Source organism: Anthropogastromicrobium sp. (assembly GCF_037349415.1).
In the GTDB taxonomy this organism is placed as follows: Bacteria; Bacillota; Clostridia; order Lachnospirales; family Lachnospiraceae; genus Anthropogastromicrobium; species Anthropogastromicrobium aceti.
Genome location: NZ_JAXWCK010000047.1, coordinates 37,229 through 52,287 on the forward strand (window position 1 = coordinate 37,229; position 15,059 = coordinate 52,287).

General features: G+C 42.7%; 10 protein-coding genes and 1 pseudogene. All 11 read right to left on the reverse strand.

All coding sequences use genetic code 11. The features are described from left to right. Positions 1 to 5: 5 nt before the first annotated feature. On the reverse strand, positions 6 to 2,414 hold the full coding sequence (locus WJP93_RS11175) for an alpha-L-arabinofuranosidase C-terminal domain-containing protein (RefSeq protein WP_337548360.1): 2,409 nt from the start codon (positions 2,412 to 2,414) through the stop codon (positions 6 to 8). A 158-nt stretch (positions 2,415 to 2,572) separates the two neighbouring features. Continuing rightward, positions 2,573 to 2,860: a hypothetical protein gene (locus WJP93_RS11180; protein WP_066560637.1), complete on the reverse strand. Its 288-nt coding sequence runs from the start codon at positions 2,858 to 2,860 to the stop codon at positions 2,573 to 2,575. A gap of 183 nt (positions 2,861 to 3,043) precedes the next feature. After that, positions 3,044 to 6,133: a leucine-rich repeat protein gene (locus WJP93_RS11185; RefSeq protein WP_337548362.1), complete on the reverse strand. Its 3,090-nt coding sequence runs from the start codon at positions 6,131 to 6,133 to the stop codon at positions 3,044 to 3,046. Between the two features lie 148 nt (positions 6,134 to 6,281). Beyond that, on the reverse strand, positions 6,282 to 8,123 hold the full coding sequence (locus WJP93_RS11190) for an ABC transporter ATP-binding protein (RefSeq protein WP_331466844.1): 1,842 nt from the start codon (positions 8,121 to 8,123) through the stop codon (positions 6,282 to 6,284). After that, positions 8,123 to 9,880 (reverse strand): ABC transporter ATP-binding protein, encoded by a 1,758-nt coding sequence (locus WJP93_RS11195; RefSeq protein WP_337548364.1) that lies wholly within the window; start codon positions 9,878 to 9,880, stop codon positions 8,123 to 8,125. Before WJP93_RS11195 ends, WJP93_RS11190 begins: the two co-directional genes overlap by 1 nt. 298 nt (positions 9,881 to 10,178) lie before the next feature. Then, positions 10,179 to 10,823, reverse strand: coding sequence for a phosphate signaling complex protein PhoU (gene phoU / locus WJP93_RS11200; protein WP_227100999.1), 645 nt, complete (start codon positions 10,821 to 10,823; stop codon positions 10,179 to 10,181). Between the two features lie 27 nt (positions 10,824 to 10,850). Further along, entirely contained in the window at positions 10,851 to 11,606 is a 756-nt protein-coding gene (gene pstB / locus WJP93_RS11205; RefSeq protein WP_082868591.1) for a phosphate ABC transporter ATP-binding protein PstB, read from the reverse strand. After that, a complete protein-coding gene (pstA, locus tag WJP93_RS11210; protein WP_337548366.1) occupies positions 11,603 to 12,535 on the reverse strand; it encodes a phosphate ABC transporter permease PstA in 933 nt (310 codons plus the stop codon). Before pstA ends, pstB begins: the two co-directional genes overlap by 4 nt. 29 nt (positions 12,536 to 12,564) lie before the next feature. Next, a complete protein-coding gene (gene pstC, locus WJP93_RS11215) occupies positions 12,565 to 13,431 on the reverse strand; it encodes a phosphate ABC transporter permease subunit PstC (RefSeq protein WP_227100997.1) in 867 nt (288 codons plus the stop codon). Between the two features lie 26 nt (positions 13,432 to 13,457). Beyond that, a complete protein-coding gene (locus tag WJP93_RS11220) occupies positions 13,458 to 14,429 on the reverse strand; it encodes a phosphate ABC transporter substrate-binding protein (RefSeq protein WP_337548367.1) in 972 nt (323 codons plus the stop codon). 205 nt (positions 14,430 to 14,634) lie between these two features. After that, positions 14,635 to 14,835, reverse strand: a pseudogene (locus WJP93_RS11225) (AAA family ATPase); the annotation flags it as partial. Positions 14,836 to 15,059 lie beyond the last annotated feature (224 nt).

The following is a 15,059-nucleotide window of genomic DNA, read 5'->3' on the forward strand; positions in this document are numbered from 1 at the left end:
TTTTATTATTGGCGGATTCTAAGAATGGTCAATGAATATGGCTCAAACGTGCGCGTAAATGTGCCGTCTGGAATAGTTTCCTCGCTCACAGCCGGAACGACACATTTTTTATTTTCCATTGTATTTTCATCAGACAATGCTGCAGCCATCTTCTCTACAAGCACGTTATGTGTACCATTTACACCATCAAGTGCAAGCTGCGCTGTCTGTGAATTTCCAGTAATGTTTACCGCCTTTACAATCACATCACCAGTTGCCTCATCAAGCGCTGCAGATACATACAGTGGCTTTGGCACAGGAATCTTGTCAATTGTATCAAGGTATTCCTCGCCATCCACATATATCTTCATCGTGCGATCCTTTACAACAAGCATCAGCTCATACTCATGATCCTTCTCTGCCGAGAACATTGCCTCACTTAAGCATGCTCCCCTGCCATTTTTAAAATGCTCCATGCTTATATCCAGATTCTGCCAGCCGCCAAGCGTCCAGAGCATATGGTCAGATGCTTCTCCAAGATAAACAAGAAATCCCTTTTTGCCCTCTGTCTCTTTTGCCTTCATGGTAAGCGTATAATTTGTCCAATCCTTTGGAATTACACCAGTCTCGACTGCATTTTCATAGGAAGCAGCACGATTTTCACTCTCAGTTCCGCACACACAGTCTGTAAAACGATGCAGCTTTCCTGTATCATGATTTTTCACTGTCACCTCAAAGAACACACCCTGTCCCTCGTTGACTAACACACGAATTGGACCGCTTATAGTCTTTGCGCTTTCGCGGATTTTTTGTTCTGCCAAAAGGCGCGCTGTCTGCTCAAGTTCTGGCTCTGTAACAGTAAAATCTAATCGATGAGTTCCCTGATGGCGCATAAACATACTCTGAACATAATAATTAACAGAGCCATACACCTGATTATTATCAAACCATATCATATCAGGACGCCAATTTACATAATCCACATTTGCAAACATCGGCGCATAGCATGCCAGTCCAACTGCATGCACATTTTTCTCAAGACCTGTCATAAAGGCAGCCTCAGCAAGACCATTCTCCCACTGATTGCCCCATGATGCATACTCACCCAAAAATACCTTGGGATCAGATGATAGGAAATTATCATAGCGATCTACATTTGCTATCATCCAGTCGGTATTCATATAGTAATGCTCATCGATCAGATCACAGCCGCATTCTCTTGCACTTGCCCATCCGCGCTCATACTCACCGCCTGCGGCAAATGGACTTGCTGAACCAATCAGCTTAATATCAGGATATTTTTCACGGATTGCCTTATGAAAATATGGATAGCGCTCGGTAAAGCCCTCGCCAACCTCCTCATTTCCAATTGCTAGATAATGTAATCCAAATGGCTTTGGATGACCCATATCGGCACGCTTCTTTCCCCAAACAGTTGTCTCATCGCCATTTGCAAACTCAATAAGATCAAGTGCATCGTCAATCCAAGGACCAAGTTCATCAAGTGGGACCTTTCTTTGATGATGCGGATCGTATGCTGCCGGAAGTACTGGAAGAGGCTCTGCACCTATATCCTCTGCCAGCTGGAAATATTCATAATAGCCAAGACCAAGTGTCTGATTATATCCCCAGTTATTTCGTCTCGCCGGGCGCTCCTCAACAGGTCCAATCGTATTTTTCCAGCGATACATCGAATCTCTTGCATTCTCATCAAGCTGTCCGTCATGTACAAGACAGCCTCCCGGAAAACGTATGAACTTCGGATGCATTGCTTCGAGCATCTCGCATAAATCTTTTCTAAGACCATTTGGGCGGTTCTTATATGTGTGCGCTGGAAATAGTGATACAAAATCCACTTCCACACTGCCCGGTGTCATGCAGACAAGCGCCAGATTTGCATCTGTGCAGCTTGTGCCTTCTGCAATTTTAAGATCTGCCGTATACTTTTTCCAATCAGAAGCATCTGCTATAAGCTCACATGATGCATAGATTTGTCCTTCTTTTCCAATCAGACAGGCCTTAACTGTCACTGGCTCGTCTATTTTTCTTAAATAGCAGGAAAAATGATATGTTTCCCCACCTTCAAGTGCAATTCCACTGTTAAAGCCAAGGTTTTTTACACCTGCTGCTGCCGAATTTGCCGTTATACGAAGATAGTGTGGGTTCTTCTTCGTATAAGGACTCTCTGTCAGAATGGTAAGTGAAACATCAGCTGCGTCTGTCTGTCCATTTTTTTCATCTAACTGACAAGGCATCCACGCATACAGTGCATGATAATTTTTATTGTCAATCGGATCAAATTCAAATGCACGGTTCTGGATCAGCTCCGCATAAAGTCCGCCATCTGCCGCATGATTAATGTCTTCAAAAAAAATGCCGAAGAGATCGCCTGTTGCTTCTCTTTTTTCCTTTGTGTTAATCTGAAATGTCTGCATGGCTCACTATTTCCTTTCCTTATAATAGACTTAATAAACCATACCACATTCTCACGAAAGCATCAACATTTTTAATTAAATTTGTGCAAAAAAGGCAGTTTCAGGAAATATTCCCAAAACTGCCTTTTTCATTATTTTTTATCTGTAGTAATAAAAAATTAGTTTGCTGCGCTTGCGCTCTCAGCCTCAGAAGATGCCTCCTCAGATGCTGCCTCGCTGGAAGCTGCCTCAGACTTAGCCTCGGTCTTAGCCTCAGTTGCCTTCTCGGTAGCCTTTTCAGTTGCCTTCTCGGTAGCCTTCTCAGTCTTAGCTTCGGTCTTAGCCTCAGTCTGTACCTCTGCCTTTGTGCTAGCTGCGGTAGTAGTCTTCTTATCAGCGCTTCCGCATCCTGTCATCATTGCTGCTGCCATAGCGATTACTGCGATAGATGTAATAAACTTTCTCATGATTTTTGTTCCTCCTATTTATAACTATTAAATATGCTTAACAGTTAATGTCCTTTGCTGCAAAAGTGATCTCCTCTTACCACTTCTGCTGACAATTGCTATACTAGTCCTTTTTTTTAATAGTGTCAATAGGTAATGTAAAATTTTTGAGAAATTTAAGTAAGCCTTAAAGATTTAATGCCATTATTGTCCAGACATTGTTGGCTGATTAGCCTGTTGTGCAATTGAATTAAGTGTAATTTCCTCTTGTGTCTGCGCATCAGTCAGCTTCATTGCCTGAGTTTCTTCATCTACACTAACCGTAAAGGTACGAACCTGGTCAATATTTGCCTCATCCATTCCCTTCCACTCCATCGTAAAGGTACCATCATCCTCACCCGGCTTGCAGCTGTAACGAAAATGAGTATCAATTCCTGCATCTGGTGATACAAGTGACTGAACAGTTAAGATTCTGCTGTAGTTATCAAACTGATATGAAGCACTTTCTGTCATCCAGATATCTTTGATGGATTCTGAAAGCTCACGCTCCTCTACGCTCTCATATACATTTATGTAGCGTCCATCTGTAATCTTTTCACTAGAGCGAACCTGCGCTGCAATTCCATAGTCATTGTCAGATTCACTAAGAAGTACAGTCACAGCACCATCCATCATGCCTGTTGGAGCATCATAGGAATCAAAGAAGGTATAGCCGCTTCCATTTTGTCCCTTTGGAAGATAGCCCTTTGTAAGTGTTTCTGCAAATGAAACTTCATTAATGTAATACCATCCATCTGCATAATAAACATCCTCAACACCTGTATTTGCCGGACAATAATCCTGCATCCAGATACCTGTAAGATTCAAAATAGCTCTTCTTGTGCTAAGCTCAGGTATACGAATCCATCCTTCTTGAGCCTGTTCTGACACAATGCCAAGCAAGCTGGCTGCCTCACCGCCTGCCTTTGCACTAACGCCAAGACGTCCAATGATGCCAGAATACAAAGTGTTGTTTGCCTCTGATGCATTAAAATCAGGAACAAGCTTGCAGATCATCTGTAAAAATGCTGCCTTTTGCTCATCATTTACTGCACCGCCTGTAAATGTAAGTGCACCAAGGCCGCTGCCCCAATCAGCTACCCATCCAGAAGCCAGCTTACTCATATATGTTGTACGACTAAATGCACACACAATTGATGGTGATGATCCATCTGCAAATGCCTGACTTCCCATTTTTCTAATATCTGCCGGGATAGTAAGTGATGTAAGACGCATACAGCCTGCAAATGCACGACTTCCTATTGTACGAAGAGCTGGTGGAAGCACAAGACCCTCGCCAACGCCGCTTCCCTCAAATGCATTGTCGCAGATCGTTAGAAGTGACTGTGCAAAATCAACTGTCTGAAGTGATACGTCATTTTGGAATGCAGCCGCACCAATGTAGCGAATCCCCTCTGGGATCGATACATTCTTCAACTCTGTACAGTTGCGGAAGGTACGCTCTCTTACAGCCTGGATTGCCGCCGGCACCTGCGCATATACTAGCTTTGTACAATCAGCAAATGCTCCTGCTCCAAGATAAGTTACGCTCTGCGGCAAGTTAGCAGTTACAATACCTGAGCCTGTAAAGCTCTCTGCGCCAACTGCTGTCAGCGTCTGTGGAAATGTAAATGAAGAAAGTGCAGATGTTTCTGCAAATGCACGGCTTCCAATTGACGTAAGCGCACTCGAAGCCTGCACTGTTGTGAGTGAACTGCAGTTTTCAAATAAGCCTGAACTAATTCTTGTAATTGCCTGCGGCAATGTCGCAGATGTAAGGCTTGTACAGCCAGAAAATGCACTTGCACCAAGATATGTTACATTCTGCGGAACCAAAATTGAAGAAAGTACGCTGCAATTTTGGAATGCGCCGCCCTCAATAAATGTCATGCTCTCTGGAAGTGTAATCTGTTTTAATGCAGTACAATTTTGGAATGCACCATAGCGAATCGTCGTAAGTGTTGATGGCAGCTGTACTTTCTGAACTGGCGTATTGGCAAATGCAAGTGTACAGATCGTTGTAGTTCCTCCCTGAACAATAACATCTGTATAAGGAACAAGCTGTGTTGCCACACCTGATTTTGCCAACTCGGCTGCATCTTTGTCACTTAAAGATCCAGTCGGCTGCTCTGACTGCACGATAATCTCAGCCGGCACACGATACAGCAAATCATTGATGTAAATCATCTCATGCTTTCGATCTTCATACCATTTTGTTCCGTCAAACGCGTTTGCCACAATATCTCGCACACTCTTTGGAATCTCAATCTGACTTAAAGCACTGCAATTTTTAAATGCATTAGAGCCAATATAGCTTACGCCGTCCGGCACAACTATAGCAGCCAGATTAACACGATTAATAAAAGCTTCCTCAGCAATAACAGTCGTTCCCTGCCTGATAGAAACAGTTACCGCATCGCTCTGACAGCGATAGAGGATACTGTTAATATATACAAGCTCTCCAGTCAATGTTGAATCATATGGTGTGCCTTCAAATAAATTGGCACCTACCTGCGTAACGCTTGTCGGAATCTGTACGCGAACAAGAGCGCTGCATCCTGCAAATGCTTCTCTTCCTATATAAGTAACACCCTCTGGAATCACCACGTCAGTAATCATGGTCTGTCCGCGAAATGCACCTGCTGCTATGGAAGTAACTTTTGCACCGCCATAAGTTTCTGGAATCTCAACAACACTTCTTGAACCGTCAAATCCTGTAATGCTGACAGTCTGTCCATCCTCGCTAAAGCTAAATGTCAGTCCCTTTGTATCCTCCTTAGGTGCCTGCTCAGACCACTCTGGTTCCTCCGTTGTCGTCTCCTCTGGTGTAGTTTCTTCTGTAGTTTCCTCGGTATTTTCTTCTGTACTCTCTTCCTCGCTAGTTTCTTCCTCACTAGTTTCTTCCTCAGTGCTAGCCTCTGCACTGCTTTGTGGTGTGCTTTCCTGCGTGGAAGATTCTTCCTGTGATGATGTCGGTGTTATACTTTCACTAGGTGTCTGTGAGGACGTTTCCGGTACACTTTCTGATGAGCTTTCAGTTGGTATCTGCAAAGACGTCTCTGGGATACTCTCTGTCGCCAAAGCCTCTGATGTCAGGTTCTCCAATATAGTCTGCTCTTCTGTTGTCTGTGTCTGCGTTTCCTGTTTAATATTTTCAGTAGTTTCCTCCGCAAATGAATACTGCGGTATGTAAGAAACGGTCATCGCAGCAGCCATCGTCCATACGGACGCTTTCTTCTTCCATGATCTTTTCATAGTGTTCCCTTCCTTTCTCTTAAACAAAAAGAGCCGGTTTTTAACCGGCTCCCATAAATAATCCGGCAATAACTCTTTTCTAAGTTTATATTACCAGAGATTATGTCAAATAAGTACTTTCAATGTCCTTACATCTCTTAAGAATCTCTTACGATGCCTGGTCAAACTGGCTGTTGTACAGATCAGCGTAAAAGCCCTTCTTTGCCAAAAGTTCTTCGTGCGTTCCGCTTTCAATTACATCTCCATCCTTTAACACAAGGATAAGATCGGCATTTTTGATTGTGGAAAGACGATGTGCAATAACAAAAGAAGTACGATTCTTCATCAGCTCGTCCATTGCATTTTGGATTTGAAGCTCTGTTCTTGTATCGACAGAGCTTGTTGCCTCATCGAGAATCAACATAGGCTTGTCAGCGATCATTGCACGGGCAATTGTTAACTGCTGCTTCTGACCTTGTGACAGATTAACCTGATCATTAAGCACTGTATCATAGCCATTCTGCAGTGTTCTCACAAAATGGTCAAGACCAACAGCGCGGCATGCCTCCTTCATGCGCTCATCAGAGACATTTGGCGTACAATATACAAGATTTTCTCTAACAGTACCCTCAAACAGCCATGTGTCCTGAAGAACCATACAAAACTGAGAATGAACCATTTCACGTTTTACCTGATTAGTTGGAATGCCATCAATGCAGATTTTTCCGCCCTGAATCTCATAAAAACGCATAAGCAGATTGACAAGTGTTGTCTTTCCTGCTCCCGTTGGACCGACAATGGCAATTTTTTGTCCAGCCTTTGCCTGTGCAGAAAAATCATGGATAATCACGCGATCTTCATCATAGCCAAACTTTACATGTTCAAATGATACATCACCCTTTACATTGTCAAGCGTCTTTGTCTTATTGCTCTCGTCATCCATCTCCTTTGCCTCAAGAAACTCAAAGACACGCTCACCTGCTGCTGCCGCTGACTGTAAAGACTGTGCCGCCTGTGCGATCTGAGATAACGGCTGTGTAAAATAACGCACATACATCATAAATGCAACAATTACTTCAAAGCCAATAGTTCCCTTCATAGTCAGCACTGCACCTGCCACACAGACTGCCACATAGCCTAAGTTTCCGATAAATGTCATAATAGGCGGCATGAGTCCGGCAAGGCACTGTGCACGAAATGCACTTTCTCTTAAATTATTATTCATGCGCTCAAATTCTGCTGTTGCCTGCGCTTCTCCATTATATGCCTTTACAACTGTATGACCTGTGTAAATTTCCTCAATGTGACCGTTGATCTCACCAAGGCAGCGCTGCTGGCGCACGAAATATCTGCTGGAGCGCTTTGCAATAACTGTCATAAGTACAAAGCCAATCAATGTCGCCACAATTGCAGTGATCGTCATAATCACATCTGTTTTAAACATCATAAAAAGTGAACCGACAAAAAGCGTAACTGCGGAGACAAGATTTCCGATGCTTTGATTCATAGACTGTGATATCGTATCAACATCATTTGTGACACGTGAGAGGATATCACCTGTCGTAGAGCGGCTGTAATAGCTCATCGGCAGACGGTTAATTTTTCCTGAAATATCACCTCTAAGCTTTTTTGAAATATTTTGTGTCACTGTTGCCATAATCCACTGCTGACCAAATGACAGCAAAGCACCGCACACATAAAATGCAATTAATGTAAATCCAATCTTAGAAACAGCGTCCATATCAACGCCTGTTACAAGACCTTTTCCAATTTCCTTTGTCATCTCTGACAGCTTATCTGGTCCAAGAAGCGTCAAAACCGTGCCTCCTGCCGCGCAGATAAGTGCAATGATCACAACCGGAAGATAGCTTTTGCAATACGAAATCAGATTTGACCATGTTCCTTTAAAATCAGATGCCTTCTCAGCAGGACCTCTTCCCATGCCAGGTCCACGCATACCGCCTCTTCTGCCCGGGCGGTTCTGTCCAGGGGTATATTCTTTATTTTCCATTATGCAAGCTCCTCCTTTGACAGCTGTGAATATGCGATCTGACGGTATACCTCGCAAGTTTCCATCAGCTCATTGTGCTTGCCCATTCCGGCAATCTTTCCATCATCAAGCACAATAATCTTGTCCGCATCGCGTATAGTACCAATTCGCTGTGCCACAATGAAACGCGTTGCATCTGCACAAGTTTTTCTTAATGTATCGCGAAGAACACGATCTGTCTTGTAGTCAAGTGCCGAAAATGAATCATCAAAAATTAAAATCTCCGGGTGACGGCATATCGCACGTGCAATTGACAGACGCTGCTTTTGTCCTCCTGAGAAATTAGATCCTCCCTGTGCCACAAAAGCATCTACGCCGCCCTCTGTCTTATCTACAAATTCCTTTGCCTGCGCAGTCTCAATTGCCTGCTTAACAACATCATCAGTAAAGCCTTTTGTACCATTATCTCCATAGGCAACGTTGCTTTTAATGCTTCCTGTAAATAAAACAGCCTTCTGTGAAACATATCCAATCTTATTTCTAAGTGCCTTCTGTGTATATTCCTTTACGTTAACGCCATCGACAAGCACCTCTCCCTTTGTCGCATCGTAAAAACGCGGAATCATGTTGATCACAGTACTCTTTCCACAGCCAGTTGAACCGATAAAGGCAATTGTCTCACCCTTATGAGCAGTAAAGGAAATGTCCTCAATGACATCCTTCTCTGCATCTGGATAACAAAAAGATACATTGCGAAACTCAACTTCACCCTTTTTGCCGTCAATTCCATTCTCTTTTGTGCCATCCTTAATCGAGAGCGGCATATCAAACACTTCATTAATACGCTTTGCTGATACGCTCGCACGCGGAAGAAGCACGAAAATCATGACAAGCATCATAAAGGACATAACGACCTGCATAGCATACTGAGTAAATACGATCATATCTGAGAAAATAGTCAGCTTGTCAAACATCTGAGCATTGCTGATCAAATAAGCGCCGATCCAGTAAATTGCTAACATCAATCCATTCATTACCATCTGGATTCCCGGCATCATAGTTCCCATAGTGCGGTTTGCAAACAGCTGCGTTTTCGTCAGCTCATCATTTGCATCATTAAATTTCTTCTGCTGATAACCTTCTGCATTGTAAGCACGAACTACATTTAAGCCTGTCAAATTTTCTCTAGTGACACGGTTTAAATTATCTGTCAGACTCTGCAGCTTTTTAAACTTTGGAAGCGCAACAGCCACGCAAACACAAACAAAGCTAAGCAGTACAACAACAGCCACACCCGTTGAAGCAGTCCACTGCCAGTTCTTTGTAGAAATCTTGCACAGTGCCCACACTGCCATTATAGGAGCCTTAAGTAAAACCTCCAGACCCATAACAATCAGCATCTGTACCTGTGTAATATCATTTGTAGAACGTGTAATTAAACTTGCAGTAGAGAAATTTCCAATTTCTTCCATTGAAAAAGACTGCACCTTATGAAAAACCTGTCCTCTTAAATTGGCAGAAAAATTAGATGAAATTTTTGATGCACATATTGATGTACATACTGCCGCAAGCAAACTTCCTAGTGCACATGCAAGCATCTTGCCTCCTGCTATCAAAATATCATTCATCTTACTGCCCTTAGTCTGGACAAGCTTTGTAATTTCAGACATATAATCCGGCATTGTCAGACTAAGCCACACCTGCACGATAATAAACACAAATGCAACTGCCGCCAGAATAAAATCTTTCCATGTAAGCTTCTTTAACAACTTAACCATTATCTGCTGCTCCCTTCTTTTTAGATAGAAACTATTATAGCGTTCAAAATAGAACAGTCAATACAATTTATATAAAATTTAGATTGTTTATAAAAAAAACGTAACTATTCAGAACCCCATTCGCAAAATCGCATCTTCGATGCTTCTATTTTGCTCATGTGGTTACCTCGCCATATAAAATTGCTATTCTGTCTGAATGCAAGCATTCACAGAAAGCAATTTTGCATGGCTCTGAATAGTTACAAAAAAACGAAAAGAGGCAGACTCTTCATCTGCCCCTTTTTTGCTCTAATTTAATTCACACCTGCTCATGCACACCTGTAACAGAAAATACAACCCACTCTGCGATATTTGTCGCATGATCTCCGATTCGCTCAAAATACTTTGCAATCATCAAAAGATCAAGTGCATACTCGCCGTCCTTTGGATTTTCTGAGATCATTTGAATAAGCGACTCCTTTACCTTTAAGAAAAGATCATCGACCACATCATCGTGCTGAATTGTTGCCTCTGCCATTGCTACATCACGCTTTACATAAGCCTCAACACTCTCTGTCACCATACGCATTGCAGCTACTGCCATCTGACAAATATACTGTGCATCCGTTCCGATTCTTCCATTTAAGAATCCAATAATCTCTGCGATGTCGGATGCCTGATCACCGATACGTTCCATATCTGTAATCATCTTAAGTGCTGCTGAGATCTGTCTTAAATCTCTCGCAACTGGCTGTTGCTGTAGCAAAAGCTTTAAACAAAGCGACTCGATAGTGCGCTCCATCTGGTCAATCTCACTGTCTATCGGTGCGATTTTTGCTGCTGTCTGTCCATCTGCATTTGCCAGTGCCTTTGCCGCTAATGCTAACGCCTCCTCACAAAGCGATCCCATCTTTGTCAGATCACGATTCAAAAGCGCTAGCTGCTCGTCAAACTTGCTTCTCATGTCTTCACCTCACTTTTTTTATTTCCATTAGCCAAAACGTCCTGTAATATAATCCTCAGTTCTCTTATCCTTTGGCTGCTCGAAGATCTTCTGTGTTTCACCATACTCTATCAGATCACCAAGCAGGAAAAATGCGGTGTAATCAGAAATACGCACGGCCTGCTGCATGTTATGCGTAACCATAACAATTGTGTACTGTGATTTTAATTCGCTTGCCAGCTCTTCTATCTTTGATGTAGAAATCGGGTCAAGCGCACTTGTTGGCTCATCCATCAAAAGTACATCTGGTTCAACAGCAAGTGCTCGTGCAATACAAAGTCTTTGCTGCTGTCCTCCTGATAAGCTAAGTGCCGATTTTTTCAAGTTATCCTTTACTTCATTCCAGATGGCTGCACCCTTCAAGGAATTTTCCACGATCTCATCAAGCTTTGCACGGCTTGTAATTCCATGGGTGCGCGGTCCGTATGCAATATTGTCATAGATGCTCATTGGAAATGGATTTGGCTTTTGGAATACCATTCCGATATTTCTGCGAAGCTCATTGACATTTAACTTTGGATCAAAAATGTCCTCGCCGCGATAACGAAGATCGCCTGTAATCTTCACACCAGGCACCAGATCATTCATTCTGTTTAACGACTTTAAGAATGTGGATTTACCACAGCCAGAAGGACCAATCAGCGCCGTAATACTCTTCTCCTCAATATTGATATTAATATTCTTTAATGCCTGCACCTGTCCATACCACAGACACATATCCTTTACAGTAATTACGCTGCTCACTGATTCTTCCTCCTCTGAAAATACTTACCTAACAAAGTTGCAGTTAAATTGATAAACACGGTTAATACCATTAAGATTGCTGCAATCGCAAATGCAACACCAAACTCACCCTGCTCCTTAGCATACATGTAAAGCGCAACTGTAAGTGTTGCACCTGCACTGTGAAGACCATCTATCATTCCATTTACTGCATGTGCAAGACCTGCGGTGAAAAGAAGCGCTGCTGACTCACCGATAATTCTTCCGACAGAAAGAATACATCCTGTCACTACACCATCAATACATCCTGGAAGTACAACGGTACGAATAACTCTCCACTTTCCTGCGCCAAGTCCAAATGCACCCTCACGGTAGCTTTGCGGAACTGTCTTTAAGCTCTCCTGGGTTGTACGCATGATAGTTGGAAGATTCATGATCACAAGAGTAAGCGCACCTGCTAAAAGAGATGTCTGCAAGCTTAAAAACTGACAGAAAAACAGCATTCCGACAAGACCATATATAATAGAAGGAATACCTGAAAGTGTCTCTGCTGCATACTCGATCATGCCAACTATTTTTTTGTTTGTGGCATACTCAGTCAGATATATTGCAGCACCAACACCAAGCGGAAGTACAATTACAAGTGTTGCAATTACAATATAAAGTGTATTTAAAATATCAGGCAAAATACCAATGTTGTCATCTAGGTAGCTTGGAGATGTGGACACCAGCTTCCAGCTTATATTCGGAACACCTCTATATAATACATATCCGATCATAAACAATACAAGTCCACATGTAATTGTTATGGAAAGCCCCATCAAAAACTTCATCAGACCTATATAAAGCTTGCGCTTTACCCCTGGTCCATTCTTTGCAGCGGCACGCACTGTCATCACCGATTTTACATTTGCTGTCTGCGACACCCCTATTGCTTCCTGTTTTGTCATCTTACTCACTCCTTTTATGAATCCGTTTTTCAGGCTTTCTCATGCTTTAAGAAAAAATTCAGTGTTGCATTGATCAGCATGATGAACAAAAACAGCACTAACGCAATTGAAAACAACGCCTGTCTTTGCAGTCCTGCTGAATATGACATCTCACTGGCAACAGCAGTCGTCAAAAAGCGAACACTCTGAAACAATGACGGCATATTTGGAACATTTCCTGAAACCATCATAACTGCCATTGCCTCGCCAATTGCACGGCCCACACCTAATACAACTGCTGCTGCGATACCACTTCTTGCAGCCGGAACTGACACCTTAAAATATGTCTCAATATCTGTCGCACCAAGTGCAAGTGATGCATCCTCATATTCCTTTGGCACTGCCTCAAGCGCATTCAGTGAAACCTTAATGATAGACGGCAAAATCATGATTGCAAGTACGATAATCGCTGCCAGAAGGCTTGCACCATCTGGCACATTAAACAATTTGCGGATGCCAGGCACAAGAATCAGCATACCGACAAGACCATAAACAACAGACGGAATACCTGCTAAAAGGCTGACAGCTGTCTCAATAACACCTCTTACCTTTGGTGATGCAATCTTTGCCAGGTAGACAGATGTGAAAAATCCGACTGGAACACCAAGCAAAATTGCACCTCCTGTTCCGTAAATACTTGTCATGATAAACGGTAAGATTCCAAATGATGGCTCAGAGGCGGTCGATGCCCATTTTGTGCCAAATAAAAACTGAAACAGACCAATTTTTGCGATTGCCGGCACACCGGAAATTACCAGATAAACTGTAATTAACAATACACATCCGACCGTAATCAGTCCGAGAATCAAAAATATGCCATGTACTACTGTCTCTAACAGACTCTCTTTGCTCTTCATAAATCCTCGCACCCTTCCAATTGTGATTATTCTGCTACCGCAACAGCACCTGCTGCCGAAATAATATCTGCTGCATCCTTTGAAGTTGCATAATCGAAGAATGCCTGTGCTGCCTCTGATAATTCAGTACCATCCTTTGTAACAAGAACGAATGGACGCTGTACCTTATAAGAACCATCCTTTACTGTTTCCTCAGTTGCCTCAACACCATCTACTGATACCTTCTTTACAGTATCCTTTACTGCTGCTAAAGATGCATATCCGATTGCACCTGGATTGCTGGAAACAGTTGTGATAACATCACCTGTAGATGTAAGCTCCTGACGATACTTGCAGGAATCAGATGTACCTGTAATAGACTCGAAACCATCTCTTGTACCACTTCCTGCCTCACGGCCAATCAGAACAATATCAGCGTCCTCTCCGCCAACCTCACTCCAATTTGTGATCTCGCCAGTGTAGATCTTTGCGATATCATCAAGAGAAAGATCCTCTACTGTATTCTCCTTATTAACAATGATTGCAATACCATCAAGTGCCAATGTAGTTTCTACTAAGCCCTGGCTCTTCTCCTCGTCCTTTAATGCACGGCTGGAAAGACCGATATCGCAGCGTCCCTCAGATACAGCAGTGATTCCAGAACCAGAACCAGTTGGGTTGTATGTAAAGGTAGCATCCGGATTTGCCTTTGTAAATGCCTCACCAAGAGCACCGATTACCTTCTCCATAGAAGTAGAACCATCAGTTGCAACGCTTCCAGATACAGGAGTCTGTGCATCTGCCTTAGACTCAGCTGCTGCAGCAGATGTATCCTTAGCCTCAGTCTTGGCCTCAGTCTTAGCCTCAGTCTTAGCTTCTGTAGAAGCGGTAGTTGCTGCTGTTGATGCGGTGGTTGCTGCTGTTGACGCTGTAGTCTCCTTTTTATCTGTCTTTCCGCATGCGGTCAATGTTGAAATTGCAAGAGCTGCGGTTACTGCCATTGTGATCATCTTTCTCATAATAAAAACTTCCTTTCTGTTTCTACCCATTTTGTTGTGTTTGTTTGTTTTGTTTTCTCTTAACGCCACTAATCTTATTGTTTCTTTGTAAAATCAGAAAGCAGTGATATGTCAAATTTATGTAAAAAAATAAAAAGAGCCACCAGGGACACGTAATGTCCCCGATAGCTCCTAACTATCGTCAGGCTTTATCATACTCTCTTAATTGAATATCCAGATGAATAACATCATATTGATTCAAATGCTTTTTAAAATCAGACGCCTCGCTGATTTTCAACCCCGCAAACAAATCTTGTGAATCACACCCTTTGCTGTAATATGCTGTGAGCATATTTGCGGTTATTGATTTGCCAAATCGACGCGGACGGCTATTACAGATATATCCCTGCAAAGTATTCATTACCTTAAATTCCTTTGTATCTACTTCTGCATAGACACCTCCAACTGCCTCCGCTTTTCTTTTCAATTCTAGCAGAAATCTTGCAGGTGCACGGCGGTTGATGGATCTTCCAAAACGTTTTTTTCGTTTATATTTCTGGATCACTTTTACCGTACCGTCTTTCTGCTTAACCTCGGTTTTCTTTTCCTGCCGTTTGGTTTCTTTTGCCCTCTTTTGAAGCGCTTGAAAGT